General features: G+C 69.4%; 24 protein-coding genes. 9 read left to right on the top strand and 15 right to left on the bottom strand.

Annotated features, from left to right (window positions below):
- Window positions 1-13: 13 nt before the first annotated feature.
- Together OMP39_RS10825 and OMP39_RS10820 are read left to right on the top strand one after the other, a co-directional pair.
- The gene (locus OMP39_RS10825; protein ID WP_264891734.1) at window positions 14-697 is read left to right on the top strand and encodes a CoA pyrophosphatase; all 684 of its coding nucleotides are present in this window, start codon (window positions 14-16) and stop codon (window positions 695-697) included.
- Window positions 698-771: 74 nt separating this feature from the next.
- Complete coding sequence (locus OMP39_RS10820; protein WP_264891733.1) at window positions 772-1,761, top strand: CobD/CbiB family protein; 990 nt, start codon at window positions 772-774, stop codon at window positions 1,759-1,761.
- 30 nt (window positions 1,762-1,791) lie between these two features.
- Here OMP39_RS10820 and rsgA read toward each other — a convergent pair whose 3' ends face one another.
- From rsgA to OMP39_RS10805, 3 genes are read right to left on the bottom strand one after another with little or no spacing between them, the layout of a single operon-like run.
- The gene (gene rsgA, locus OMP39_RS10815; RefSeq protein WP_264891732.1) at window positions 1,792-2,706 is read right to left on the bottom strand and encodes a ribosome small subunit-dependent GTPase A; all 915 of its coding nucleotides are present in this window, start codon (window positions 2,704-2,706) and stop codon (window positions 1,792-1,794) included.
- A gap of 23 nt (window positions 2,707-2,729) precedes the next feature.
- Window positions 2,730-3,053: a 4a-hydroxytetrahydrobiopterin dehydratase gene (locus tag OMP39_RS10810; RefSeq protein WP_264894537.1), complete on the bottom strand. Its 324-nt coding sequence runs from the start codon at window positions 3,051-3,053 to the stop codon at window positions 2,730-2,732.
- A 31-nt stretch (window positions 3,054-3,084) separates the two neighbouring features.
- Window positions 3,085-4,356, bottom strand: coding sequence for a M48 family metallopeptidase (locus OMP39_RS10805; protein WP_264891731.1), 1,272 nt, complete (start codon window positions 4,354-4,356; stop codon window positions 3,085-3,087).
- A 121-nt stretch (window positions 4,357-4,477) separates the two neighbouring features.
- Between OMP39_RS10805 and orn the strand changes: the two genes are divergently transcribed.
- Complete coding sequence (gene orn / locus OMP39_RS10800; RefSeq protein ID WP_264891730.1) at window positions 4,478-5,086, top strand: oligoribonuclease; 609 nt, start codon at window positions 4,478-4,480, stop codon at window positions 5,084-5,086.
- Window positions 5,046-5,474 (top strand): YkgJ family cysteine cluster protein, encoded by a 429-nt coding sequence (locus tag OMP39_RS10795; protein ID WP_264891729.1) that lies wholly within the window; start codon window positions 5,046-5,048, stop codon window positions 5,472-5,474. The genes orn and OMP39_RS10795 overlap by 41 nt, the downstream gene beginning before the upstream one ends.
- A gap of 52 nt (window positions 5,475-5,526) precedes the next feature.
- Here the strand turns inward: OMP39_RS10795 and gluQRS are convergent, their stop codons facing one another.
- Complete coding sequence (gene gluQRS / locus OMP39_RS10790; RefSeq protein ID WP_264891728.1) at window positions 5,527-6,465, bottom strand: tRNA glutamyl-Q(34) synthetase GluQRS; 939 nt, start codon at window positions 6,463-6,465, stop codon at window positions 5,527-5,529.
- Window positions 6,466-6,485: 20 nt separating this feature from the next.
- Window positions 6,486-7,466, bottom strand: coding sequence for a LysR substrate-binding domain-containing protein (locus OMP39_RS10785; RefSeq protein ID WP_264891727.1), 981 nt, complete (start codon window positions 7,464-7,466; stop codon window positions 6,486-6,488).
- Window positions 7,467-7,560: 94 nt separating this feature from the next.
- Between OMP39_RS10785 and OMP39_RS10780 the strand changes: the two genes are divergently transcribed.
- On the top strand, window positions 7,561-8,259 hold the full coding sequence (locus tag OMP39_RS10780) for a pirin family protein (RefSeq protein WP_264891726.1): 699 nt from the start codon (window positions 7,561-7,563) through the stop codon (window positions 8,257-8,259).
- Between the two features lie 85 nt (window positions 8,260-8,344).
- A complete protein-coding gene (locus OMP39_RS10775) occupies window positions 8,345-9,055 on the top strand; it encodes a DUF599 domain-containing protein (RefSeq protein WP_264891725.1) in 711 nt (236 codons plus the stop codon).
- Between the two features lie 30 nt (window positions 9,056-9,085).
- On the opposite strand, the gene OMP39_RS10770 is transcribed toward OMP39_RS10775, so the two are convergent.
- Window positions 9,086-9,820, bottom strand: a complete 735-nt coding sequence (locus OMP39_RS10770; protein ID WP_264894536.1) for a sulfurtransferase — start codon at window positions 9,818-9,820, stop codon at window positions 9,086-9,088.
- Window positions 9,821-9,862: 42 nt separating this feature from the next.
- Here OMP39_RS10770 and dnaE point away from each other — a divergent pair, with 42 nt between their 5' ends.
- From dnaE to OMP39_RS10755, 3 genes are all read left to right on the top strand, one after another.
- Complete coding sequence (gene dnaE / locus OMP39_RS10765; protein WP_264891724.1) at window positions 9,863-13,363, top strand: DNA polymerase III subunit alpha; 3,501 nt, start codon at window positions 9,863-9,865, stop codon at window positions 13,361-13,363.
- An 80-nt stretch (window positions 13,364-13,443) separates the two neighbouring features.
- Window positions 13,444-13,788, top strand: coding sequence for a hypothetical protein (locus OMP39_RS10760; RefSeq protein WP_342454856.1), 345 nt, complete (start codon window positions 13,444-13,446; stop codon window positions 13,786-13,788).
- A 119-nt stretch (window positions 13,789-13,907) separates the two neighbouring features.
- On the top strand, window positions 13,908-15,221 hold the full coding sequence (locus OMP39_RS10755; RefSeq protein WP_264891723.1) for a patatin-like phospholipase family protein: 1,314 nt from the start codon (window positions 13,908-13,910) through the stop codon (window positions 15,219-15,221).
- Here the strand turns inward: OMP39_RS10755 and OMP39_RS10750 are convergent.
- The 9 genes from OMP39_RS10750 to serC all read right to left on the bottom strand — a co-directional run bounded on the left by OMP39_RS10750 (window position 15,155) and on the right by serC (window position 24,664).
- Window positions 15,155-15,499: a ComEA family DNA-binding protein gene (locus OMP39_RS10750; protein WP_264891722.1), complete on the bottom strand. Its 345-nt coding sequence runs from the start codon at window positions 15,497-15,499 to the stop codon at window positions 15,155-15,157. The genes OMP39_RS10755 and OMP39_RS10750 overlap by 67 nt on opposite strands.
- 133 nt (window positions 15,500-15,632) lie before the next feature.
- On the bottom strand, window positions 15,633-16,790 hold the full coding sequence (gene lapB, locus OMP39_RS10745) for a lipopolysaccharide assembly protein LapB (RefSeq protein ID WP_264891721.1): 1,158 nt from the start codon (window positions 16,788-16,790) through the stop codon (window positions 15,633-15,635).
- Entirely contained in the window at window positions 16,780-17,106 is a 327-nt protein-coding gene (locus OMP39_RS10740) for a LapA family protein (RefSeq protein ID WP_264891720.1), read from the bottom strand. Before OMP39_RS10740 ends, lapB begins: the two co-directional genes overlap by 11 nt.
- Window positions 17,107-17,227: 121 nt before the next feature.
- Complete coding sequence (locus OMP39_RS10735) at window positions 17,228-17,587, bottom strand: integration host factor subunit beta (protein WP_264891719.1); 360 nt, start codon at window positions 17,585-17,587, stop codon at window positions 17,228-17,230.
- A 47-nt stretch (window positions 17,588-17,634) separates the two neighbouring features.
- The gene (rpsA, locus tag OMP39_RS10730; protein ID WP_264891718.1) at window positions 17,635-19,350 is read right to left on the bottom strand and encodes a 30S ribosomal protein S1; all 1,716 of its coding nucleotides are present in this window, start codon (window positions 19,348-19,350) and stop codon (window positions 17,635-17,637) included.
- Window positions 19,351-19,534: 184 nt separating this feature from the next.
- Window positions 19,535-21,535 carry a bifunctional 3-phosphoshikimate 1-carboxyvinyltransferase/cytidylate kinase gene (locus OMP39_RS10725; RefSeq protein WP_264891717.1) on the bottom strand — a complete coding sequence of 667 codons (2,001 nt, stop codon included), beginning with the start codon at window positions 21,533-21,535 and terminating at the stop codon, window positions 19,535-19,537.
- Between the two features lie 16 nt (window positions 21,536-21,551).
- Window positions 21,552-22,436, bottom strand: coding sequence for a prephenate dehydrogenase (locus OMP39_RS10720; RefSeq protein ID WP_264891716.1), 885 nt, complete (start codon window positions 22,434-22,436; stop codon window positions 21,552-21,554).
- 19 nt (window positions 22,437-22,455) lie between these two features.
- Window positions 22,456-23,577: a prephenate dehydratase gene (gene pheA / locus OMP39_RS10715; protein ID WP_264891715.1), complete on the bottom strand. Its 1,122-nt coding sequence runs from the start codon at window positions 23,575-23,577 to the stop codon at window positions 22,456-22,458.
- Window positions 23,570-24,664: a 3-phosphoserine/phosphohydroxythreonine transaminase gene (serC, locus tag OMP39_RS10710; protein WP_264891714.1), complete on the bottom strand. Its 1,095-nt coding sequence runs from the start codon at window positions 24,662-24,664 to the stop codon at window positions 23,570-23,572. The genes pheA and serC overlap by 8 nt, the downstream gene beginning before the upstream one ends.
- Between the last annotated feature and the right edge of the window lies 1 nt (window position 24,665).

Raw genomic sequence — 24,665 nt, 5'->3', positions numbered from 1 at the left:
TTTCGCACCGCCCATGGCATTGATCCTGGACCCGCAGCAAGTGCCCGTCATCGGCGTGGATGCCCACCTGCCGCCGGTGCCGGCCGAGCGCCTGCAACCCGAGCGGTTGCGGGAGCGCTTTCGGGCGCCGCCGGCGTGGCAGCCGGAGGTGAGCGCGGAGCGGCGCCTCGGCGGGCGCGAGCCGGCGCATGCCTCGGTGTTGGTGCCGCTGGTGATGCGCGACGAACTCACCGTGCTGCTGACGCGCCGCACCGAGCACCTGCGCGACCATGCCGGCCAGATCAGCTTTCCCGGCGGGAGGGCCGAGCCGCACGACCCGGACCCCGCCGCCACGGCTCTGCGCGAAGCCGAGGAGGAGGTGGGGCTCGCGGCGGAGCACGTCGAGGTGATCGGGCAGTTGCCGATCTACTCGACCGTGACGGCCTTCATGGTGACGCCGGTGGTCGCTTTGGTCCGGCCCGGGTTCGAGGTGCGCCCCGACCCCTCCGAGGTGGCCGAGGTCTTCGAGGTGCCCCTGGCGTTCCTGATGCAGCCCGCGCACCATCGCCGCCATGCGTTCGAGTTCGCCGGCGACCGGCGCGAGTTCTTCTCGATGCCGTGGGAGCGGCTGCGACCCGACGGCGGCGTCGACCGCTACTTCATCTGGGGCGCCACCGCGGCGATGCTGCGCAATCTCTATCGCTTCCTGGCGGCCTGACCGGCACCCGGCCCGCATGCGAAGGCCGGGCAGTGGCTTAGGCGCGGCCGAGCGCGGCGGCTATGATCCCGGCCATGAGTTTTTTCTCGGTGCTTTTCGCGTTGCTGATCGAGCAGCTCAAGCCGCTGCGGCGAGGCAACATGGTGCATGAGGCCCTGATGGGGTGGGTGCGCTGGACGGGGCGCAACTTCGACGCCGGCAAGGACGTCCATGCCTGGGTCGTGTGGATGGTGACGGCGCTGCTGCCGGCGCTCGCGACCTGGCTCATCTTCTACGCGATCGCGCAGTTCAGCATCTTGCTGGCCTTCGTGTGGAACGTGCTGGTGCTCTACCTCACGCTCGGCTTCCGGCAGTTCAGCCACTACTTCACCGACATCCGCGATGCCCTCGAACGCGGTGACGAGGTCGAGGCGCGGCGCCTGTTGGCCGAATGGCGGCACTTGGATGCGAGCGAGTTGCCGCGTACCGAGCTGCTGAGGCATGTGATCGAGCATTCGCTGATCGCTGCACACCGGCACGTGTTCGGGGTGTTCTTCTGGTTTGTGCTGCTCAGCACGCTGGGCTTCGGCCCGGCGGGGGCGGTGCTGTACCGGATGGCGGAGTTCTCCAGCCGCTACTGGGCCTATCGCAGCCGCACGATCGGGGTGCCGACCAACGCCCGCCTGATGGAGCTGGCCCAGCGCCTGTTCGGCTGGCTGGACCACGTCCCCGCGCGCCTGACGGCCTGCGGGTTTGCGATCGTCGGCAATTTCGAGGAGGCGGTGGACAGCTGGCGCCGGTACGCCGCGCTGTGGCGGTTCTCCAACGACGGCATCATCCTTTCGGCCGCCTCCGGTGCGGTGGGGGTGCGCCTGGGCGGCAGTGCCGCGCCCGGGATCACGCCCGACCGCACCAAGAGCTTCGAGGCCGGCGCGGTGAGCGATGCGGGCGAGGCCGAAGGCTCGACCGGCGGCATGGTGCCCGAGCTGGGGCACCTGCGCAGCATCGTCGGGCTCGTGTGGCGCTCGGTCGTGCTGTGGATGCTGCTGCTGGCGCTGCTGTCGTTGGCCAACTTGATCGGCTGACGCGCCGGCCGCCGCTGGGCTGCGCGGTCTTCAGTACGTCGGCCGGTCCAGCTCCTCGTGGATCTCTCGGTAGATGCGGTGGCGCGAGGCTGCGATGCGTCCCGCCTCCACCGCCGCCAGTACCGCGCAGCCGGGTTCGTGCAGGTGGGTGCAGTTGTAGAAGCGGCACCCCTTGGCGTGGGCCCGGATGTCCGGCATGTAGGCCGCGAGTTCCGCCGGGGCGATCTGGCGCAGGCCGAACTCCTGGAAGCCCGGGGAGTCGATCAGCGCGCTTTCGCGCTCCGAGTCGAGCCAGTACCACTGCGTGGTCGTGGTGGTGTGCCGCCCGGAGTTGAGGGCCTGGGAGATGTCGCCCACTTGCGCGCGGGCGTCGGGCACCATCAGGTTGATCAGCGTGCTCTTGCCGGTGCCCGAGGGGCCGAGCACCAGGGTGGCTTTGCCTTGCAGCAAGGGCGCAAGGCGCGTGCGGGCCGCGTCGGCCTCGGCCTTGAGGCTGGCCTCGATCACCTCATACCCCATCTCGCGGTAGGGCGCGAGGCGCTCGCGTGCAGTCGGGGCCCCGGGCAGGTCCACCTTGTTGAGCAGGATGCGCGCCGGGATGTCGGCGGACTCGGCGGCGATGAGCGATCGGCTGAGCTGCGACTCGCTGAACACCGGCTCGGTGGCCACGAGTACGAGCAGCTGGTCGATGTTGGCAGCGAACGACTTGGTGCGGAAGTCGTCCTGCCGGAAGAGCAGGTTGCGGCGAGGCTCGATGGCCTCGATCACGCCTTCGTCGCCGGTGTTGGAAAGCGTGGCCTGCCAGCGTACGCGGTCGCCGACGACGCAGTCGCTTTTCTTGCCGCGCGGGTGGCAGATGAGCCGGCGCCCGTCGGGCGTCTCGACCACGTAGTGACGGCCGTGTCCGGCCACGACCAGGCCCGTATCCAGTTCGACGTGCTTCACGGTGCAAGAGGGCGGGCGCCGGGTCAGGCCAGCAGCCGGTCCACCTTGGCCGCGCAGATGAAATCGTTGATCGAGATTCCGCCCACCGAGTGTGTGTTGAAGCGCACCTGGCAGCTGTCGTACTTGACGAGCAGATCGGGGTGATGGTCCTCGGCGTGCGCGATCCAGGCGAGCGCATTCACGAAGGCCATGGTTTCGTGGTAGTTGCGGAAGCGGTAGGTCTTCTCGATGGCGCCCTGGTTGAGCGCCCAGCCGGGGGCGGCGGCCAGGTGCGATTGCACCTCGGCATCGCTCATCGGTTGGCCGCCGTCCAGCGGCTGGCATTTGCGGGTGGACAGGTCGTTCATCATCGGGTCCTCGTCGTGAATGCGAAGTTCATCAACCGGTGTGCAGGCGCATCGCGGCCAGCCGCTCCGCGGCAGGCGGGTGCGAATAGTAGAAGCGCACGTACACCGGGTCGGGGGTGAGCGTGGAGGCGTTGTCCTCGTAGAGCTTGAGCAGCGCGGCGGCCAGATCGCGCCCGCTGGCTTGCTCGCAGGCGTAGGCGTCGGCCTGGTATTCGTGACGCCGCGAGAGCGCAGCCATCCAGGGCGTGACGAAGAACATGAACACCGGCCCGGCGAGCATGAAGAGCAGCAGCGCGACCGCGTGGTTGGGCGCGGCGAGGTTCGGCTCCACGCCGAGGCCGGTATAGAACCACGTTTGCCCGCCCAGCCAGCCGAGGAGCGCGAAGCCCGCCAGGCTGAAGGCGAAGATGCCGACCATGCGCTTGAGCACATGCCGGTGGCGGAAGTGCCCGAGCTCATGCGCGAGCACCGCCTCGACCTCGCCGGGCGAGAGCTTGGCCAGCAGCGTGTCGAAGAACACCACCCGCTTGGCGGCCCCCAAGCCGGTGAAGTAGGCGTTGGCGTGCGCGGAGCGCCGCGAGCCGTCCATCACGAACAGGCCCTTCGCCGAGAAGCCGCAGCGCGCCATGAGGGCTTCGACCCGCGAGCGCAGCGCCTCGTCCTGCAGGGGCTCGAACTTGTTGAAGAGCGGCGCGATCACTGTGGGGTACAGCACGAGCACCAGCAGGTTGAAGCCCACCCACACCGCCCAGGCCCACACCCACCACGACGGCCCGGCCGAACCCATGAGCCACAGCATGAGGGCCGCTAGCGGCAGGCCCAGCACGAGGCCGACCAGGGCGGCCTTGAGCAGGTCTGCGAAGAACATGCGCCAGGTCATGCGGTTGAAGCCGAAGCGCTGCTCGATGCGAAAGGTGCTCCAGGCCTCGAAGGGCAGGTCGAGGAGGGCGCCGATGAAGGCGAAGGCCGTCAGCAACGCGAGCTGGTAGACCATGTCGCCCAGGCGCGGCTGCACCGCGTCGCGCACGGCCACGTTGAGCGCGTCCAACCCGCCGAGCAGTGTCCAGCCGAGGACGACGGCGGCTCCCACGGCGGCCGTGAGCATGCCGAAGCGGGTCTTCGCGATGGTGTAGTGCGCCGCGCGCCGGTGGGCCTCGGGGGTGACGGTGCCCACGAAATCAACGGGGACCTGGTCTTGATGGGCCGCCACATGGCGGATCTGGCGGCCGGACAGCCACAGCCGCACTCCCAGCGAGGCGAGCAGGGCGACGGCGAAAAGGCCGGAGAGGATCGCAGATTGCATAGTCCGCAAGTGTAGAAGGCCACGGGCAAGGGGCCCCGAATCGCGGAAAATCCACCCTCTTGCCGGCAGGCGCCGCGAGCCCTCCTCGGGGCTCGTCTCGCACCGGCTCCAAGGAGATTGCATGACAGACCTGACCCCCGTGCCGTCTGCCGAGGCGGGCGGCGACGGCGCCATTCCCGCAGCACTGCCCTATTCGGACCAGAACCTCATCTGGATCGACCTGGAGATGACCGGGCTCGACCCGCTGCGCGACCGCATCATCGAGATCGCCGTGGTCGTGACCGACGCGCAGCTGGCCACGCGCATCGAGGGACCGGTGTTCGCGATCCATCAGAGTGACGAGGTGCTCGATGCGATGGACGCGTGGAACAAGGGCACGCACGGCCGCTCCGGCCTGGTCGACCGGGTCAAGGCCAGCCGCATCTCGGAGGCCGAGGCCGAGGAGCAGGTCATCGACTTCCTCCGGCGCTTCGTGCCCAAGAACGCCTCGCCGATGTGCGGCAACTCCATCTGCCAGGACCGGCGCTTCCTGGCGAACTACATGCCGCGACTGGAGGCCTTCTTCCATTACCGCAACCTGGATGTGAGCACGCTGAAGGAACTGGCCAAGCGCTGGAAGCCGGACGTCGCCGCTTCTTTCAAGAAGGCGCAGAAGCACACCGCATTGGCCGACATTCACGAGTCGATCGATGAGTTGGTCCACTACCGGGAGCAGTTCCTCCAACGCTGATCGCTGGCACCCCGAGCCCGGCGAGGCCGCCGAGAACCCGTGCCTGAGTTGCGGCGCCTGCTGCGCGCGGTTCCGGGTGTCGTTCTACTGGTCCGAGGCGGACGACGCGCCCGGCGGCTGGGTGCCGCACGGGCTCACGGTGCAGGTGTCGCCGCACCTGCGCGCGATGCGCGGCACCGAGGCGGGCTGCGGGCGCTGCGTCGCGCTGGATGGCGATGTGGGCGCGCGCGTGGCCTGCCGCATCTACGCCCGGCGACCTTCACCGTGCCGCCAGTTCGGCCGGCACGGCGAGGGCGGGGACGCCAACCCCCGCTGCAATGCGGCGCGGGCGGCGCACGGACTGCCGCCGTTGCCCGATCCGGTGCAGGTGCACCCCTTGGCGGCTTGAGGTCGATTCCCGGAGGTGGGTGCGAGGGGGCGGGCCGGCCGGACGCCCGTCCTCATGCCCCCGGTCGTCGCTCGTGATTCGCCGCGGCGCCGCTTCCCGTCGCCCAGCGGGCCTGCCACTCGGTGACGGCGCGGCCCAGCAGATCGGGCAAGGGCGCTGGGCGAAGGTGCAGGTCGAGCACCGCGGCCGCGGCGCACAGCGCCTCCACCGGCCGCGTGGCATCGAAGGCCGATGCGCCTGTCTGCTTGGACAGCTTCTCGCCCTGCTCGTCGCGCACCAGGGGCGTGTGCAGGTAGCGGGGTGTGGGCAGGCCGAGCAGCCGTTGCAGGTGGATCTGTCGCGGCGTGTTGTCCGCCAAGTCCTCTCCCCGCACGACGTCGGTCACCCCTTGGGCGGCGTCGTCCACCACCACGGCCAACTGGTAGGCCCACAAGCCGTCGGCCCGCTTGAGCACGAAGTCGCCCACCTCGCGGGTCAGATTCTGAGATTGCGCGCCGAGCCGCCGGTCGGTCCAGTCGATGGCGATGTCCTCCCAGCCCTCGGGCGTACGCCGCGCGGTGAGCGCACGCACGGCCCGGCCGGCGCGCCCCTGCAGCCCGCCGCGGCAGGTGCCCGGGTACACCAGCTCGCCGTGGCGCGGCCGCTCGATCCCCGCATCGGCCAAGGCCTGCAGCACGTCCTTGCGACTGCACGCGCATGGATAGGCCCAGCCGGCTGCGAGCAGGCGGTCCAGCGCAGCTTGGTAGTGCGCTTCGCGGGTGGATTGCCAGACGACCGGTTCGTCGGGGTGCAGTCCGCAGGCCGCCAGCTGGTGCAGGATGACCGCATCGGCCCCCGGCACACAGCGGGGCCGGTCCACGTCCTCGATGCGCACCAGCCAGCGGCCCCCGTGGACGCGGGCGTCCAGCCAGCTGGCGAGCGCCGCCACCAGGGAGCCGGCGTGCAGCGGACCGGTGGGCGAGGGAGCGAAGCGGCCGACGTATCGGGGCATGCGTGATCGTGTGCCGACGCTCAATGGCGCCAGCCGCCGTAACGCTCGAGCAGGGCCGCGCGCGTGGCGGGCCGCTCCAGCTGTTCGATCCACCATTGCAGCGCGAGGCCGGGGCGGCCGGCGCCCCGGGAGGAGGCCGCGACGCTGCCGGTGCGCCAGGCGTAGTAGAGCCGGATCGGGATGCGGGGCCGCGCCACCTCTTTGCGCACCAGGCGCCCCACCTCCACGTGGCCGTGCACCAGCGGCTCGGGCAGGAAGCCGCTGCCCAGGCCGCGCAGGATCGCCTCCAACTTCGACGCCACGCTGGGCACCGTGAGCACGTCCTGCCCGGGCAGCAGGTTCACCGTCAGCGGGCGCAGGCGTTCGGCCGAGTCCGCCACCGCGACCGCCCGGTGGTGCACCAGCAGCTCGTCGGTCAGCGGCTCCGGCGCTTGAGCGAGCGGGTGGTGCGGCGCGACGACGAACACAGGATGGAGGTCGCCCAGCGGCTGCACCGTGATGCCGGCCGGGGCATTCGGTTCGCCCGTGATGCCGAGTGCGAGATCCGCTCGGCCGGTGACGAGCGCCTCCCATGTGCCCGCGAGCACCTCCGACAGCAGGCGCAGCCGGGTGCCCGGCCCTTGCGGCGGGTTGAGTTGGTAGAACGCCTCGCACAGCTCGAAGACGGTGAGGCTCGAGAGGATGCTGTCCACCGCGATCGACAGCTGTGTTTCCCAACCGCAGGCCACGCGCTTGACGCGGTGCGCCACGGCGTCGATCTCCTGCAGCAGCCGCCGGCCTTCGGCCAGCAGTTCCTCGCCGGCGGGGGTGAGACGCGCCTGGCGCGAGCGTCGGTCGAACAGCAGCACGTCCAACGCTTCTTCCAGCTGCCGCACGCTGTAGGTGAGGGCCGACGGCACCTTGCCCAGCTCGCGCGCCGCGGCGGCGAAGCTGCCCGTGCGTGCGATCGCGTCGATCATCGCGAGCGCTTCGGGGGTGAGGGCGTGTCGGCGGTCCGGCATGGGTTCAATTCCGTTGAATGATGCCATCAAGCGCGCGCGCCGGCGCTGGGCCCCGCACTCCCCAAGATGAGAGGGTGCGACAGAAAGGACCACGATGATCACCTTGCGCCGCTCCCTGGAGCGCGGCTACGCCGACCACGGCTGGCTCAAGAGCTTTCACAGCTTCTCGTTCGCGGACTACCACGACCCGGCACACATGGGCTTCGGCAACCTGCGGGTCATCAACGAGGACAGGGTGGCGCCGGGAACGGGTTTCGCCACGCACGCGCACCGCGACATGGAGATCGTCTCCTATGTGCTCGAGGGCGCCCTGGCGCATCGCGATTCGCTCGGCAACGGCGCGGTCATCCGGCCCGGCGAGGTCCAGCGCATGAGCGCGGGCAGCGGCATTCGCCACAGCGAGTACAACGCCGCGGAGCAGACGACGCACTTCCTGCAGATCTGGATCCTGCCTCACACGCCGGGGCTGCCTCCCGGGTACGAGCAGAAGCGCTTCGAGGAAGCCGACAAGCGCGGGCGCCTGCGGCTGGTGGCCTCGCCCGACGCCGCCGAGGGATCGGTGAAGTTGCACGCCGACGCGCGCATGCACGTCGGGCTCTTCGACGGCGAGGAATCCGCCGACATGCCGCTGGATGCGGCGCGCAAGACCTACGTGCACGTGGCGCGTGGCCAGTTGGAGGTCAACGGGATCGCGCTCGGTGCCGGCGACGCCGCCAAGCTCGAAGGCGAGAGCCGCCTGCGGCTGACTGGCGCACGCGCGGCCGAGGTGCTGGTGTTCGACCTGGCGCCTTGATCGCAGCCACGCCGCTGCCCCCGCGCCCAGGGCCGGGCTTCGCCCGAGCAGCCGAAAGGCGCTGCGTGTCGTAGAGTTGGCCTCCATGCAACTGGCCGACTTCAAGATCCTTGCGCTCCTGCCGTGGCAGGACTGGCTCGCGCTGCTCGCGTTCTTTGCCGCCTGGATCGGCTATGCGCTCTTCGCCAAGCGCCGCACGGAGTCCGTGCAGTCGCTCCTGGCCACCACCAACCGCTACCGGCGCGAATGGATGCGACAGGTCACCTACCGCGAGGTGCGGGTGGTGGACGGGGTCGTGATCCAGAACCTCTCGTCCAGCCCGTCGTTCTTCGCCTCGACCACCATCCTCATCATCGGCGGCTTGCTCGCGCTCCTGGGCACGAGCGAGAAGGCGACCGAGTTGGTCAAGGAGATCCCGTTCGCCGCGCGCACCTCGACGCTGGTGTTCGACCTCAAACTGCTGCTGCTCACCGGCATCTTCATCTACGCCTTCTTCCGGTTCACGTGGTCGCTCAGGCAGTACACGTTCGGTGCCCTGATGGTGGCCTCGGCGCCCGACCCTGGCGTCTTCGAGCGCGGCGAGGCCTCGCGCGAGGAGTTTGCCGAGCGCGCCGGGCGCATCGTCGGCATGGCGGCCGAGACCTTCAACGACGGCCTGCGCGCCTACTACATGTCGTTCGCGGTGGTGGGCTGGTTCTTCTCGCCGTGGTGGTTCGCGATCGGCACGGCCGTCGTGGTGTGGATCCTCTACCAGCGCGAGTTCCACTCCGATGTGCTGGCCGTCCTGCGGGCTTAGGAGAATCGGAGGGGCGGGGGCCGGCCGGGCCTAGCCCACCGGCGCCAGGGCCGGGTCCAGCAACTCCCGCTCGTCGAAGACGAAGCAGGCACCGCGAAAGTGCGCGCCGCCTGTCTCCTCGAAGTACCTGAGGATGCCGCCCTCGAGCTGGTAGACGCGCTCGACCCCTTCGCGCTGCATCAGCAGGGCGGCCTTCTCGCAGCGGATGCCGCCGGTGCAGTAGCTCACCACCGTCTTGCCTGCCAGCTCGTCGCGATGTGCGCGCAGGGCCTGTGGAAACTCGCTGAACTTCTCGATGCGCCAGTCGATCGCCCCGTCGAATGCGCCCGCGTCCACCTCGAAGGCGTTGCGCGTGTCGAGCGTGACGACCGGACGGCCCTCGTCGTCGTGCCCTTGCGCGAGCCAGCGCGCCAAGGTGGCGGGCGCGACGGCGGGCGCACGGCCCTGCTCGGGGCGGATCGTGGGGTGGTTCATGCGGATGATCTCGCGCTTGACCTTCACCAGCAGCTTGCGGAAGGGCGCGGCGTCGGACCAGCTCTCTTTGGGCTGGAGGTCGGCGAAGCGGGCGTCGGCCCGCAGCTCATCCACGAAGGCGCGTATCCGCCCGGGCGCGCCGGCCAGGAACAGGTTGATGCCTTCCTCGGCGAGCAGCACGGTGCCCTTGAGTTCGAGCGCGGCCGCGCGTGAGCGGACGCTCTCGCGCAATGCGGCGCAATCGCTCAAGGTCACGAACTTGTAGGCGGAAATGTTGAGCACGCGGTTCACGCGCGGCATTCTAGGCTCCAGCCCCTGCCTACAATCCCCGGCATGGCTTTCGTACACCTGCGCACCCACACCGAATACTCCGTCGTCGACGGCACCTTGCGCATCGACGACATGGTGGCCGCAGCGGCTTCGGATCAGCAGGTCGCGCTCGCCATCACCGACCTGAACAACCTGTTCGGTGCGATCAAGTTCTACAAGGAGGCCCGCGGCAAGGGCGTCAAGCCCCTCATCGGTGCTGACGTGTGGGTCGAACCCGAGGCGGGCGAGCGCCAGCCGAGCCGCTTGCTGCTGCTGATCCAGAGTCGGGAGGGCTACCTCAATCTCTGCGAGCTGCTCGCGCGCGGCTGGACGCAGAACGTGCAGCGTGCGCAGGCGTGCCTCAAGTGGGAGTGGCTGGAGGCGATGAACGGTGGCCTCATCGCGCTGTCGGGCGCGGAGCAGGGGGCCGTCGGCCAGGCGCTCGCGGCCCGCGACCCTCGCCGTGCCGAGGCCGTCGCCCGGCGGCTGGCCGGCATCTTTCACAACCGCTTCTACATCGAACTGCAGCGCTACGGCCAGCCGGGCAACGAGGCCCACGTGCGCGCGGCCGTGCCGCTCGCGGCCAAACTCGGGCTGCCGGTGGTCGCCACCCATCCCGTGCAGTTCCAAACCCCCGAGGACTTCGAGGCGCACGAGGCGCGCGTATGTATCGCCGAAGGCGAGACGCTGGCCAACCCGCGGCGTATCAAGCGCTTCACGCGCGAGCAGTACTTCAAGACGCAGGCCGAGATGGAGGCGCTGTTCGCCGACATCCCGAGCGCGATCGCCAACACGGTGGAGATCGCCAAGCGATGCAACCTCACGCTCGTGCTCGGCAAGCCGCAGTTGCCGGACTTCCCGACGCCCGAGGTCGACGGCCGCCGCATGGCGATGGAAGAGTACTTCCGCTATGCCGCGCACGAAGGCCTCAAAGAGCGTCTGGAGCACTTGTATCCCGATGCCGAGGAGCGCGAGCGGCAGCGGCCGCGCTATGTCGAGCGGCTCGACTTCGAGATCGCCACCATCCTGAAGATGGGCTTCCCGGGCTACTTCCTCATCGTGGCCGACTTCATCAACTGGGCCAAGAACAATGGCTGCCCGGTGGGCCCGGGACGCGGCTCGGGCGCCGGCTCGCTCGTGGCCTATGCGCTGAAGATCACCGACCTCGACCCGCTGCGCTACAACCTGCTGTTCGAGCGCTTCCTCAATCCCGAGCGCGTGTCGATGCCCGACTTCGACGTGGACTTCTGCCAAAGCAACCGCGACCGGGTCATCGACTACGTCAAGGAGAAGTACGGTCGCGAGGCCGTCTCGCAGATCGCCACCTTCGGCACGATGGCGGCGAAGGCGGCATTGCGCGACGTGGGCCGCGTGCTGGGCATGGGCTACGGGCACGTGGACGGCATCGCCAAGCTGATTCCGGCGCCACCGGGCAAGACGGTGACGTTGAAGCGCCCCGGCGACAAGCCCGACCCCGGCCTCATCTACGCGCGCAAGGAGGCGCCCGAGATCGAGGAGCGCGAGAAGAACGAGGAAGAGGTCGCCGAGCTCCTGGCGCTGGCCGAGCGCGTCGAGGGCCTGGTGCGCAACATCGGCATGCACGCGGGCGGCGTGCTCATCGCCCCCGGCAAGATCACCGACTTCTGCCCGCTGTACATGCAACCGGGCAGCGATGCGGCCGTCTCGCAGTACGACAAGGACGATGTCGAGGCCATCGGCCTCGTGAAGTTCGACTTCCTGGGGCTGGCGACGCTCACCATCCTCGAGATGGCCAAGGAGTTCATCGTCCGGCGCCACCCGGACCAGAAGGACTTCGACTTCGCGAAGATCCCCCTCGACGACCGTGCGACGTTCCAACTGCTCTCCGAAGGCAAGACGGTCGCCGTGTTCCAGCTGGAATCACGCGGCATGCAAGGCATGCTGCGCGATGCCAAGCCGAGCGTGTTCGAGGACATCATCGCGCTGGTGGCGTTGTACCGCCCGGGCCCGATGGACCTGATCCCCAGCTTCTGTGCTCGCAAGCACGGCCGCGAGGAGGTCGTCTACCCGCACCCGCTGATGGAGGAGGTGCTCAAGGAGACCTACGGGATCATGGTCTACCAGGAGCAGGTGATGCAGGTCGCCCAGCGCCTGGGCGGCTACTCGCTCGGCGGCGCCGACCTCCTGCGCCGCGCGATGGGCAAGAAGAAGCCCGAGGAGATGGCCAAGCACCGGGTCATCTTCGCCGAAGGGGCGGCCAAGAACGGCATCGACGCGGACAAGGCGAACGAGATCTTCGACTTGATGGAGAAGTTCGCCGGTTACGGCTTCAACAAGTCGCACGCCGCGGCCTACGCGCTGCTGGCCTATCACACCGCCTGGCTCAAGGTGCACTACCTGGCCGAGTTCGTCGCAGCCAACATGAGCGTGTCGATCGACGACACCGACAAGCTCAAGGTGTTCTACGACGACGCGGTGCAGCTGGGCATCCGCTTCGAACCGCCCAATGTCAACACCGGCACCTACCGCTTCGAGCCGGTGGCCGACAAGGTCGTGCGCTACGGCCTCGGGGCGATCAAGGGCACGGGGCAGGGTGCGATCGAGGCCATCGTCCAGGCCCGCGAGGCCGGCGGCCCCTTCAAGAGCCTGTTCGACTTCTGCGGCCGCGTCGACCGCAGCCGCGTCAACAAGCGCGTGGTGGAGGCGCTCATCAAGGCCGGGGCGTTCGACGCCGTGGAGCCGGACCGCGCCCGCCTGCTCGCCAGCATCTCGCTGGCCTTCGAGTACGCCGACACGCAGGCTGCGCACGCGGACCAGGGCGGGCTCTTCGACTTCGGCGACTCGCACGCGTCCTCGACACAAGAGCCCGAGCTCGTGGCCGTGCCGGCGTGGACCCTCAGGGAGCGCCTCACGCACGAGAAGGTGGCGATCGGCTTTTATCTGTCCGGACACCTGTTCGATGAGTACGAGGCCGAGGTGCGGCAGTTCGCCCGCCGCAAGATCGCCGACCTCATCGACAGCCGGGAGCCGCAGCTGCTCGCCGGCATCGTGAGCGACCTGCGACTGGTCAACGGCCAGCGCGGGCGCGTCGCGATCTTCAAGCTCGACGACAAGAGCGACGTGATCGAGGCGGTGGCCAACGACGAACTGCTCGAGGCGCACCGCGATCTGTTCCGCGACGACGAACTGCTGATCGTGCAGGGCAAGGTCCAGCCGGACCGCTTCTCGGGCGGCCTGCGCCTGAACGTGCAGCAGGTCTGGGACCTGGCCGCCGCCCGGTGCCGGTTCGGCAAGTACCTGCGGGTGGCGGTCAACGGCAGTGCCCCGCCGGTGGTCGAACTGGTGCGCCAGCATCCGCCCAAGCGGGTCGAGACGGAGCAGGGCGAGCTGGTCCAGGGCTTGCCGGTGCGGCTCCAACTGTGGCGCGAGGGCTACTGCGGCGAACTGGACCTCGGGGACGAGGGGCGGTTCTTCCCGAGCGACGAGGCGTTGCGCCGCTGGCGGCAAGGAGCGCACGAGTCGCAGGCCGCGATCGTTTACGAGTAGTCACAGCTCGCCGACACCCGGGCGCCCTGGTGGCCCCCGGCCAGGTTACGCTTGGGGATGGGCAACTTTCCCTGCAGTCCATGAAGCGTGTCCTGTTCCTGTCTTCCCTTCTCGCGGCGTCGTTCGCGCCCGCGGCCCACGCCCTCGACGTGGGCGTGTCGATCGCGATCAGCCAGCCCGGCGTCTACGGCCGGGTGGACATCGGCCCTCAGCCGCCGGCCGTGCTCTACCCCCAGCCCGTCGTGATCGCGCAGCCCGTCGCCTACGCCCGGCCGGTGTACATGTGGGTGCCCCCGGGCCACGCGAAGAATTGGGGCAAGCACTGCCACCGCTACAACGCCTGTGCCGTGCCCGTCTATTTCGTGCGCGACGACCCCTACGGCGGCGGCCACCCCCACAAACACAAGCACAAGCATCGCGACTGAGGGCGGGGGCCCGGCGCAGCACCGCCCTGATCCGCGCCGCGGCTCAAGGGCGGGTTTGGGGCCATCGGGCGGTGTTTCTCCGAGGTTTGGCGGCGGGGGTGCTCACTACACTGGCCCGCATGGGAACGCCTCACACCCGCACCGGCCTGATCCTGATGGGCGGCGGCGCGCGCGCCGCCTATCAGGTCGGCGTTCTCCGCGCGATCGCGGAGATCGCCGAGCAGGCCGCCGCTCCCACCACCAATCCCTTCCCGATCATCGCGGGCACTTCGGCGGGCGCGATCAATGCCGCGGGCCTGGCCTGCGGGGCCGACGACTTCGGGCACGCGGTGCGCAGCCTCGACGCGGTGTGGTCGGCGCTGCACGCGGAGCAGGTCTACCGGGCGGACTCGCTGGGCATCCTGCAGACGGGGGCACGCTGGCTGTCGATGCTGTCGCTCGGCTGGCTCATCGCCCGATGGCGCCGGGCGCGGCCGCGCTCGCTGCTCGACAACTCTCCCTTGCACGACCTGCTCGGCCGGCTCATGGACACGCGCCGCATCGACTACGCGCTGCGCCATGGACACCTGCACGCGCTGGCCGTCACGGCGTCGAGCTACGCCTCGGGACACCATGTCACCTTCTACCAGTGCCGCGAGGATATCCAGCCCTGGACGCGCACCCAGCGCCTCGCGGTGCGCACCCGCATCACCCGTGATCACTTGCTGGCCTCGTCGGCCATCCCGTTCGTGTTTCCCGCCGTGCCGCTGGAGATCGACGGCCACATCGAGCACTTCGGTGATGGATCGATGCGGCAGGCCGCACCCATCTCGCCTGCGGTGCATCTCGGTGCGCAGCGGATTCTCGTGATCGGGGCGGGCCGCATGCACGAGCCCGCCGAGCGGCGGCCCGTCTCGGCCGACTATCCCACGCTCGCCCAGATCGCCGGCCATGCGCTGTCGAACATCTTTCTCGACGCGCTCGCCACCGACGTCGAACGCCTGCAGCGCATCAACCACACCTTGAGCCAGATGACCCCCGAACAGCGGGAACGCACGCGGCTGCGGCCGATCGACGTGCTCGTCATCGCGCCCAGCCAGCGGCTGGACGACATCGCCGACCGGCACGTGGGCGCGCTGCCCGCGCCGGTGCGCGCGTTGTTGCGAGGCATGGGCGTCACCAGCCGACCGGGCGACACCCGGGGCGCGGTGCTGGCCAGCTATCTGCTGTTCGAGCCGGAATACGTGCTCGACCTGATCGCGCTCGGACGCGCCGACACCCTGGCGCGGCGTGCCGACGTCGAACGCTTCTTCGGGTGGGAGCGGCCCGCGTCGGCGGCCGGGCACGACAGAGGCCGGCCGGCCGACCGCGAGCCCGCGATGGCCGATCAGCGCGAGTTCGCCGACGGCTGCGCCGACGCCGCCGTGGGCTTCAAGGCGGTGGCCAGCGCGTAACTCGCGCCTTCGATCCTGAGCCCCGCCTGCGACAGCCGGGCGGCGCTGGCCGGCCCGATCCCCGGCACGCGCTGGATGAAGTCGTCCCAGCCGCGAAACGGCCCCTTGCGCCGTTCGTCCAGGATGCGCTGTGTCAGCTTGGGCCCCAGCCCCTTGACCTCGGCCAACTGCACTGCCGTGGCGCGGTTCAACTCCACACGCACGGCACCCGCCGTGTGCCCGAGGCTCCACGGCAAGGCCAGCATCAGCGCAAGAGCCGCGCTGCGGAAGATGGTCATGTGTCGTGCCTCCCTCGGATCTTCGTTGCGGGCACGCCCGCCGTCCGTGCCATCTATCTTAGCCCCCGGGGGCGTGCGCCTCACCCCCTCCACGGGGGTCGCGGCCCGGTTCCGGGCCGCCGAGCACCGCGCCTCAGTCGTCTTCGAGCCGGCGCGGGGGATAGCTGTCCCAACTCTGGCACCCCGGGCACTGCCAGAAGTAGTGCGAGGCCTCGAAGCCGCAGGCGGCGCAGCGATAGCGCTGCAAGGGCTTGGCCGTCTGAGCGACGACCTGGTGCAGCGCCTGGACCTCGTCGGCGGACAGGGGTTGTGCCTGCCGGGCGGTTTCGTCCAGCAGGTGCACCGCTGCCGACACCGAGGGCTGGCGCACGAGTTGGGACGCCAGCCACTCGCGCCGCGCCTGCGCTTGAGGCTCCAGCTGCCGCAACGCCGCGAGCAGGTCCACCGACGGCAGCCGCTCGTACAGCGCCCGCAGCCGCTCGCGCGCCTGCGGGGCCAGTCCTGCGGCTTGGGCACTCGCGGCGTAATCGCAGGCGACGAGGCCGAACGACGCGGGGTTGCTGCCCAGGAGCTCGTTCCACTCCTGCACCGCCTCGGCATGGCGGCCGGCGCGTGCCAGGCGCTGGCCGGCCAACACGAGAGGCCGAGGGGCCTGCGGGGCGGCTTCGCGGGCTCGGCGCAGTGCCTCCTCGGCGGCCGAGGCGTCCCCGCGCGCGTCGGCATCCAGCGCCAACTCGCACCAGCAGTGCGAGATCCGGCTGGCGAAGGAGCCGGCCCCGGCACCCTCGAGCTTCTGCGCCATCTGAATGGCCTTGTCCCACTCCCGCGAGCGTTCGTACAGCGTCAGCAGGGCGAGCCACGCGTCGGTGCGAAAGGCGGTGTCCTCCAGCGCGCGATAGGCCGCCTCGGCCCGGTCGAACAGCCCGGCCTTGAGGAAGTCCTGCGCCAGCGCGTACTGCGCCCGCTCGCGCTCGGCGCGCGGCAAGTCCCCGCGGTTGAGCAGGTGCTCGTGGACGCGCACGGCGCGCTCGTACTCTCCGCGCCGACGAAACAGGTTCCCCAAAGCGAAGTGCAGGTCGGTCGTGTCCGGGTCCTGCTGCACTGCTTCGATGAAGGCATCGATCGCCTTGTCCTGCTGCTCGTTGAGCAGCAGGTTCAGCCCCTTGAAATAGGGGCGAGGCGAAGCACGCTCGTCACGCTGCAACTGGCGCAGGTCGATGCGCGAGGCCAGCCAGCCGAGGGCGAACGCGACCGGCAGCCCGAGCAGCAACCATTGGAAGTCAAAGTCCATCACGCGGGGGCATCAGCGGCTCGGGCGAAGGGGGCGGGGCCGCCTCCCCACGCGCGGGGGTTTCGCCCGTGGTGGAAGCGGAGGCGGCCGGCCGGTGCGATCGCGCGGCGCGGCGATGGCGCCACCAACTGGGCAGCATGGCGAGCGCACCGGCCACACAGCCGAGCGCAAACGCCGCCAACACGACGAACACCATCGGCGCCCGGGACTCGTAGCCGAAGAACCACTTGAGCGCCACTTCGTGCTGGTTGTTCAGCGCGAAGGCGAAGAGCACGAAGAAAAGAAAGGCTCGGAAGAGCCAAACCAGGGCTCGCATCGCGGGCATTCTAGCCTCGCGAGCAGCGCAAGGAGGGGATCGAGAGGCGGTGCGTGGTCGCGGCAGCGACCGCGGCGCGAGATGGCCCGAAGGTGGCCCGAAGGTGGCCCGAAGGTCGCGCTCAGGCGGAAGTGGCCTTGTGCGTCGCCTCGGAAGCGGCGGGAGCCTTGCGCGATGAAGGCTCGTCGGGCTCCACCGGCAGGTGGGCGTCGACCGCCTCGCGCAAGGCCTTGCCAGGCTTGAAGTGCGGCACCAGTTTCTCGGGGATGATCACCTGCTCGCCGGAGCGGGGATTGCGCCCCACCCGCGGCGGGCGGCGATTGATCGAGAAACTGCCGAAGCCCCGGATCTCGATGCGATGCCCACGCGCGAGCGCGTCGGACATCGCGTCGAGGATGGTCTTGACCGCGAACTCGGTGTCGCGGTGGGTCAACTGGCCGAAACGCTCGGCCAGCTGGTTCACCAGATCGGATCGGGTCATATCCTCGACGTGTGATCTCGGGGCTGGGCTTGCCAACGCGGGCTGGATCAGCCGTTGTTCTGCTGGTCGCCGCTCAGCTTGGCCTTCAGCAGCGCGCCCAGGCTGGTCGTGCCGGCCGTCTCGCGATCGGCCGACAGGCGCTGCAGCGCTTCCTGCTGGTCGGCGTTGTCCTTCGCCTTGATCGACAGCTGGATGCTGCGGGCCTTGCGGTCGATGTTGATGATCATCGCCGTGACCTGGTCGCCTTCCTTCAGCACGTTGCGGGCGTCTTCCACGCGCTCGCGGGAGATCTCGGAGGCACGCAGGTAGCCGGTGACGTCGTCGGCCAGCTGGATCTCGGCGCCGCGCGCGTCCACCGTCTTGACCGTGCCGGTCACCGTCGCACCACGGTCATGGACGGCCGTGTAGTTGCTGAACGGATCGGCGTCGAGCTGCTTGATGCCCAGCGAGATGCGCTCGCGCTCGACATCGATGCCCAGCACCACGGCTTCGACTTCCTGGCCCTTCTTGTAGTTGCGCACGGCGGACTCGCCCGGCTCGTTCCAGGACAGATCCGACAGGTGCACCAGGCCGTCGATGCCCGAGGCCAGGCCCACGAACACGCCGAAGTCGGTGATCGACTTGATCGGGCCCTTGACGCGGTCGCCGCGCTTGAAGTTCTGCGCGAACTCCTCCCAGGGGTTGGGCTTGCACTGCTTCATGCCCAGGGAGATGCGGCGCTTGTCCTCGTCGATCTCCAGGACCATGACCTCGACTTCCTCGCCGAGCGTCACCACCTTGGAGGGGGCGACGTTCTTGTTGGTCCAGTCCATCTCGGAGACGTGCACCAGGCCTTCGATGCCAGGCTCGATCTCGACGAACGCGCCGTAGTCGGCGATGTTGGTGACCTTGCCGAACAGGCGCGTGCCGGCCGGGTAGCGGCGCGAGACGCCGACCCAGGGGTCGTCGCCCATCTGCTTGAGGCCCAGCGAAACGCGGTTCTTCTCGGCGTCGAACTTCAATACCTTGGCCGTCAGCTCCTGGCCGACTTGCACCACCTCGCTGGGGTGGCGCACGCGGCGCCAGGCCATGTCGGTGATGTGCAGCAGGCCGTCGATGCCGCCCAGATCCACGAACGCGCCGTACTCGGTGATGTTCTTGACCACGCCGTGCACGATGGCGCCTTCTTGCAGCGTCTCGAGCAGCTTGGCGCGCTCTTCGCCCATGGAGGCCTCGATCACCGCACGACGGCTGAGCACGACGTTGTTGCGCTTGCGGTCGAGCTTGATGACCTTGAACTCCATCGTCTTGCCCTCGTAAGGCGTCATGTCCTTGACGGGGCGGGTGTCGATGAGCGAGCCGGGCAGGAAGGCGCGGATGCCGTTGACGAGGACGGTCAGGCCGCCCTTGACCTTGCCGGAGACGGTGCCGGTGACGAAATCGCCGGATTCGAGCGCGCGCTCGAGCTGCAGCCACGAAGCCAGACGCTTGGCCTTGTCACGCGACAGGATGGTGTCGCCGTAGCCGTTCTCGAGCGACTCGATCGCCACCGAGACGAAGTCGCCGACCTGGACTTCCAACTCGCCCTGGTCGTTGCGGAACTCGTCGATCGGGATGTACGCCTCGGACTTGAGGCCGGCGTTCACCACCACGTAGTTGTAGTCGATGCGCACGACTTCGGCGGTGATCACCTCACCGGAGCGCATTTCACCGCGCTTGAGCGATTCCTCGAACAGGGCGGCAAAGGACTCCGACCCTTGGGTGGCGGTTTGGGTTTGAGACATTCAGGTTCCTAAGGTGCCAGCACCGCTGGCGGGGTCAATCGCAACCGGGAGGCTGCGGGTCAGGTTGCAGATCCGGCCCCCGGATGTGCCGCGCGGCACGGGAGGGCGGAAGGCCGGGCCCAATCTCGCGAACGTCGGGGGCGGGGCGGGCCGCCCGGGCGTGGGCACCCGCGCAAGGCACCCTTCAGAACGGCCGACGCGCCTGCCACCAGGCCAGCACCTGCTGCACCGAAGCCTCGATGCTGAGCGCGGAGTTGTCCAGCGACCTCGCGTCTTCGGCAGGTTTGAGCGGTGCGGTGGCGCGGTTGCGATCCCGCTCGTCGCGCGACTCCAAATCCTGGCGAAGGTGGTCGATGTTAGCCGAAAACCCCTGAGAAATCAATTGCTTATGCCGGCGCTCGGCGCGCGTGGCGGCTGGGGCGGTCAGGAAGACCTTGAGGGCGGCGTCGGGGAAGACGACAGTGCCCATGTCGCGTCCGTCGGCCACCAGACCGGGGGCCCGCCGGAACGAGAGCTGCAACGCGTGCAGCGCCCGGCGCACCGCGGGGTACGCGGAGATGCGCGAGGCCGCCAGGCCGATCTCCTCGTGTCGGATGCGCTCGGTGATGTCCTCGCCGGCCAAGAGGATGCGGGGGGGATCGAAGCGCAGGGGGAGCTGGGCCGCAACGGCCGCGACCGCGTCCTCGTCCGCCAGGTCCGCGTGCGCGTGCAGCGCCGCCAGTGCCGCGCTTCGGTAAAGGGCACCCGAGTCGAGGTAGTGGTAGCCCAAGGCAGCCGCCACCCGGCTGGCGAGCGTGCCTTTGCCCGACGCCGTCGGCCCGTCGATGGTGATGACCGGCACGTCGGACGCGTCCGCCTGCACGACGGCGAAGAAGGTCTCGAAGTAGTCCGGGAAGGTCTTGGCCACGCACTTGGGGTCGAGGATGCGCACCGGCACGCGCTGCCCGGCCAAGGGGTTGAAGGCCGCGAGCGAGAAGCACATCGCCACCCGATGATCGTCGTAGGTGTGGATGGCCGCGGGCTTCCAGTGCTGCGGCGGGGTGATACGCAGCCAGTCCGCGCCTTCTTCGACCTGAGCGCCGAGCTTGGCGCACTCGGCGGCCATCGCGGCGATGCGGTCGGTCTCCTTGACGCGCCAGCTTGCGATGTTGCGCAGCGTGCAAGGCCCGTCGGCGTAGAGCGCCATGACGGCCAGCGTCATCGCTGCGTCCGGGATGTGGTTGCAGTCGAGGTCGATCGCACGCAGCGGCCAGGCACCGCGCGACACTTCCAGGCAGTTGGGCCCGCGCCGCACGCGCGCGCCCATCGCCTCGGCAGCCTCGACGAAGCGGATGTCGCCCTGGATGGAGCCCTCGCCGACGCCCTCGATGCGCACGGGCGCAGCTTCCGTGGCTGCCAGCGCGCCGAGGGCCACGAAGTACGATGCCGAGGAGGCGTCGCCCTCCACATGGATCTCGCCCGGCGAACGGTAGCGGCTGTCCGCGGGGACGACGAAGCGCTGCCAGCCGTCGCGGGCCACCTCGATGCCGAAGCGGCGCAGCAGGTTGAGCGTGATCTCCACGTAGGGCTTGGAGATGAGTTCGCCCTGCACCTCGACGGTGATCTCGCGCCCGGCGCTGGCCAGGGGCAGGGCGAGCAGCAAGGCGGTGAGGAACTGGCTGGAGACATCGCCGCGCACCCGGATCGGCGCGTCGATACGCAGCGCCCCGCCCGCCAGGCGCAAGGGCGGATAGCCTTCCTGCCCCAGATACTCGATGTCGCAGCCGATCTGGCTCAGCGCGTCGACCAGATCGCCGATGGGGCGCTCGTGCATCCGGGCCACACCGCTCACCTCGAAGCGGCCGCCCTCCTGCGCGGCCAGCAGCGACAACGCGGCGGCCAAGGGGCGCATCGCCGTGCCGGCATTGCCGAGGAAGAGCGAGGCCTCGCGCGTGTGCAGGCGCCCGCCCAGCCCGGTGACGACGCACTCGACGCCCTCCCGCCGCACCTCGCAGCCGAGCGTGCGCAGGGCTTCGATCATCACCCGCGTGTCGTCCGAGTCGAGCAGGTCGTGGATGCGTGTGGTGCCCTCGCTCAACCCGGCGAGCAGCAGCACGCGGTTGGAGATGCTCTTGGAGCCCGGCAGACGGACGGTGCCGGAGGCCGCGCGCAGCGGCGGCAGGTCGAGGAACGGGATCGCGTACATGCGGTCGGTGAGGAACTCAGCGCAGCGCGCCGGGCTTGGGCGTGTTCATCTGCCAGCCCGCGCGCGCTTCCGAGGCACTGCGGATCAGATCTTCCAGCGCCTCGGCATTGCCGCTGCGGATGACATGCTCGAGCGCATCGAGCGTGTGCCGGAAGCGCATCGACTGCTTGAGGACTTCCTCGCGGTTGGCGAGCAGGATGTCGCGCCAGACGGCCGGGTCGCTCGCCGCGATGCGCGTGAAGTCACGAAAACCGGGGCCCGCCAGCGAGAGAAAGTCCTTGCCCGCCGGCTGCTTGGCGATCGAGCTGAAGTAGGCGAACGCCAGCAGGTGGGGCAGGTGGCTCACGGCGGCGAAGGCCGCATCGTGGTTCTCGGGGCTCATCTTGAGCACCTGGCAGCCGATGGCCGCCCATACATCGGTGGCCTTTTGCACCAGCTGCGGGTCGGTTTGCGCCAGCGGCGTGAGGATCACCTGCCGGCCGGCGTAGAGCATCGCATCGGCGTGTTCGACGCCGGCCACCTCCTTGCCCGCGATCGGATGCGCCGGCACGAAGGACGCGACGCGGTCCTTCAACACCCGGCGGGCCGCATCGACCACGTCCCGCTTGGTCGAGCCCACGTCCATGAACAGCACGCCGGGCTCCACCAGGTGGCGGATGGCCTTGAAGGTGGCTTCGCTCGCCGCCACGGGGACGGAGATCAGCACGATGTCCGAGCCGCTGACGGCCAGCAGGGCCGACTCGGCCGCGGTGTCGATCACGCCCAGGCGCTTGGCCTTCTCGGTGGTGGAGGGGGACTTGCTGTAGCCGATGACCCGTCGCACCAGGCCCGCGCGCTTGAGCGCCAGCGCGAAGGAGCCGCCCATGAGGCCACAGCCGATGACCGCGAGTTGGTTGAACATCTCGGCGCCCGCGCTCCGGTCAGTGCACATCCACCGGATAGGTGCCCAGCAGCTTGAAGAAGGCGCACGCGTCTCGCAGCTCCTTGAGCGCCTGCGCCACGTGCGGCTGGTCCGGATGGCCCTGGATGTCGATGTAGAAGTAGTACTCCCACTGGCCGGAGCGCGCCGGGCGGGACTCGAAGCGCGTCATCGACACCCCGTACTGCTTGAGCGGCACCAGCATGTCGTGCACGGCGCCCGGGCGGTTCACGACCGACACCACCAGACTCGTGCAGTCGTGGCCCGACGCCTTCGGTTGCGGATGGCGGTCGGGGTGCGTCACGATGGCGAAGCGCGTGCGGTTGTGCGGGTCGTCCTGGATCGCGGGCGCCACGACATGCAGGCCGTATTCGCTGGCCGCACGTTCGCTCGCGATGGCGGCCAGGCTCGGGTCCTCGCTGGCCAGGCGCGCGCCCTCGGCGTTGCTCGCCACGGGGCGGCGCTCCACCTGCGGCAGATGGTTGCTCAGCCACAGGTGGCACTGCGCCAAGGCCTGCGGGTGGGCGCACACGGCGGCGATGCCCTCCAGCCCATTGTGCTTGCGCAGCAGGTTGTGGCGCACGTACAGGCTCGTCTCGCCGATGATGAAGAGCGGCGTGGTGAGGAACAGGTCGAGCGAGCGGGCCACCACGCCCTCGGTGGAGTTCTCCACCGGCACGACGCCGAAGTCCGCCGCACCCGCCGTGGTGGTGCGGAACACCTCGTCGATGCTGGCACAAGGCACCCGCACGATGGACGAGCCGAAGAAGCCGAGCGCGGCCAGCTCGCTGAAGGTGCCCGCGGGCCCCAGGTAGGCGACGCGCGTGGGGGTCTCGAGTGCGCGGCACGCCGACATGATCTCGCGCCAGATCGGAGCGACCGACTCCGTCTTCAGCGGCCCCTGGTTCACCGCCTTCAGCCCGTCGATGACCTGGGCCTCGCGCTCGGGGCGAAAGACGACCGAGCCCTCCTTCTTCTTGATCTCTCCGACCGCCTGGGCGAGCGAGGCGCGCTTGTTGAGCAGCGCCAGCAGTTCGCGGTCGACGGCGTCGATCTGGCGGCGCAGCGCGAGGAGATCGTCGTCGAGGGCCGGCACGGAAGGGGGCAGGGGCGTATCAGCCATGAGCAGCCGCAAATTCTCGCATGTAGTCCACCAGCGCTTGCACACCCTCGACCGGCATGGCGTTGTAGAGGCTGGCGCGCATGCCGCCCACGCTCTTGTGGCCTTTGAGCTGCAGGAGCCCGCGCTCCTTGGCGCCGGCGAGGAAGGCCTCGTTCAAGCGATCGTCCGGCAGGAAGAACGGCACGTTCATGCGCGAGCGGCAGCCTGGGGCCACGTTGTTGACGTAGTAGCCCGAGCCGTCGATGTGCCCGTAGAGGAGTGCGGCCTTCGCGACGGCGCGCCGCTCCATCTCGGCCACACCGCCTTGGCGCTTGAGCCACTGGAACACCAGGCCCGCGATGTAGATGGCGTAGGTCGGCGGCGTGTTGTACATCGAGCCGTTGTCGGCCACGATGCGGTAGTCGAAGGCCGAGGGGCAGACCGGCAGGGCGTGGCCGAGCAGGTCCTCGCGCACGATCACGATCGTGAGCCCGGCCGGGCCGATGTTCTTCTGTGCGCCCGCAAAGGCCAGCCCCACGCGCGACCAGTCGATCGGCCGCGAGAGGATGTGCGAGGAACAGTCGATCACCAGCGGCGCTCGGCTGCCCAGCGCGGCCAGGTCGGGCAGTTCGTGGAACTCCACGCCGTGGATCGTCTCGTTGCTGCAGATGTGCACGTACGAGGCCTCCGGGCTCAGCCGCCATTGGGCCGGCGAGGGCAGCGAGGTGTGCTTGTCGGACTCGTTGCTTGCGGCGAGCCGGGCCTCGCAATAGCGCTGCGCCTCCTTGTACGACTTGGCCGACCAGGAGCCGGTGACGACGAAGTCCACCACGCCCCCGCGCGAGAGGTTGAGCGGCACGATCGCGTTCTCGCCGATCCCGCCGCCTTGCATGAAGAGCACCTTGAAGTGCGCGGGCACTGCCAGCAGTTCGCGCAAGTCGGCCTCGGCCTGGGCGATGATGGCGCCGAACTCCCGGCCCCGGTGGCTCATCTCCATCACGCCCATGCCGCTGCCATGCCAGTCGAGCATCTCGGCCGCGGCTTGTCGCAGCACCTCCTCGGGCAATGCGGCCGGGCCAGCGGAGAAGTTGTAGGGACGGCGCTCCATG

This window comes from Schlegelella aquatica, from assembly GCF_026013905.1.
GTDB classification, from domain to species: domain Bacteria; phylum Pseudomonadota; class Gammaproteobacteria; order Burkholderiales; family Burkholderiaceae_C; genus Caldimonas; species Caldimonas aquatica.
Note: the sequence above shows the minus strand (reverse complement) of the source record. Positions and strands in the feature narration are given on the sequence as shown.

Excerpts from the sequence above, each read along its gene's own strand:
- OMP39_RS10805 (WP_264891731.1), bottom strand. The coding sequence starts at position 4,356 with ATGCAATCTGCGATCCTCTCCGGCCTTTTCGCCGTCGCCCTGCTCGCC.
- OMP39_RS10740 (WP_264891720.1), bottom strand. The coding sequence starts at position 17,106 with ATGCGAGCCCTGGTTTGGCTCTTCCGAGCCTTTCTTTTCTTCGTGCTC.
- OMP39_RS10735 (WP_264891719.1), bottom strand. The coding sequence starts at position 17,587 with ATGACCCGATCCGATCTGGTGAACCAGCTGGCCGAGCGTTTCGGCCAG.
- OMP39_RS10785 (WP_264891727.1), bottom strand. The coding sequence starts at position 7,466 with ATGCCGGACCGCCGACACGCCCTCACCCCCGAAGCGCTCGCGATGATC.
- OMP39_RS10825 (WP_264891734.1), top strand. The coding sequence starts at position 14 with ATGGCATTGATCCTGGACCCGCAGCAAGTGCCCGTCATCGGCGTGGAT.
- OMP39_RS10780 (WP_264891726.1), top strand. The coding sequence starts at position 7,561 with ATGATCACCTTGCGCCGCTCCCTGGAGCGCGGCTACGCCGACCACGGC.
- OMP39_RS10725 (WP_264891717.1), bottom strand. The coding sequence starts at position 21,535 with ATGTACGCGATCCCGTTCCTCGACCTGCCGCCGCTGCGCGCGGCCTCC.
- gluQRS (WP_264891728.1), bottom strand. The coding sequence starts at position 6,465 with ATGCCCCGATACGTCGGCCGCTTCGCTCCCTCGCCCACCGGTCCGCTG.
- serC (WP_264891714.1), bottom strand. The coding sequence starts at position 24,664 with ATGGAGCGCCGTCCCTACAACTTCTCCGCTGGCCCGGCCGCATTGCCC.
- pheA (WP_264891715.1), bottom strand. The coding sequence starts at position 23,577 with ATGGCTGATACGCCCCTGCCCCCTTCCGTGCCGGCCCTCGACGACGAT.
- orn (WP_264891730.1), top strand. The coding sequence starts at position 4,478 with ATGACAGACCTGACCCCCGTGCCGTCTGCCGAGGCGGGCGGCGACGGC.
- OMP39_RS10775 (WP_264891725.1), top strand. The coding sequence starts at position 8,345 with ATGCAACTGGCCGACTTCAAGATCCTTGCGCTCCTGCCGTGGCAGGAC.
- OMP39_RS10820 (WP_264891733.1), top strand. The coding sequence starts at position 772 with ATGAGTTTTTTCTCGGTGCTTTTCGCGTTGCTGATCGAGCAGCTCAAG.
- OMP39_RS10795 (WP_264891729.1), top strand. The coding sequence starts at position 5,046 with ATGAGTTGGTCCACTACCGGGAGCAGTTCCTCCAACGCTGATCGCTGG.
- OMP39_RS10760 (WP_342454856.1), top strand. The coding sequence starts at position 13,444 with ATGAAGCGTGTCCTGTTCCTGTCTTCCCTTCTCGCGGCGTCGTTCGCG.
- OMP39_RS10755 (WP_264891723.1), top strand. The coding sequence starts at position 13,908 with ATGGGAACGCCTCACACCCGCACCGGCCTGATCCTGATGGGCGGCGGC.
- OMP39_RS10720 (WP_264891716.1), bottom strand. The coding sequence starts at position 22,436 with ATGTTCAACCAACTCGCGGTCATCGGCTGTGGCCTCATGGGCGGCTCC.
- OMP39_RS10810 (WP_264894537.1), bottom strand. The coding sequence starts at position 3,053 with ATGAACGACCTGTCCACCCGCAAATGCCAGCCGCTGGACGGCGGCCAA.
- rpsA (WP_264891718.1), bottom strand. The coding sequence starts at position 19,350 with ATGTCTCAAACCCAAACCGCCACCCAAGGGTCGGAGTCCTTTGCCGCC.
- lapB (WP_264891721.1), bottom strand. The coding sequence starts at position 16,790 with ATGGACTTTGACTTCCAATGGTTGCTGCTCGGGCTGCCGGTCGCGTTC.
- dnaE (WP_264891724.1), top strand. The coding sequence starts at position 9,863 with ATGGCTTTCGTACACCTGCGCACCCACACCGAATACTCCGTCGTCGAC.
- OMP39_RS10750 (WP_264891722.1), bottom strand. The coding sequence starts at position 15,499 with ATGACCATCTTCCGCAGCGCGGCTCTTGCGCTGATGCTGGCCTTGCCG.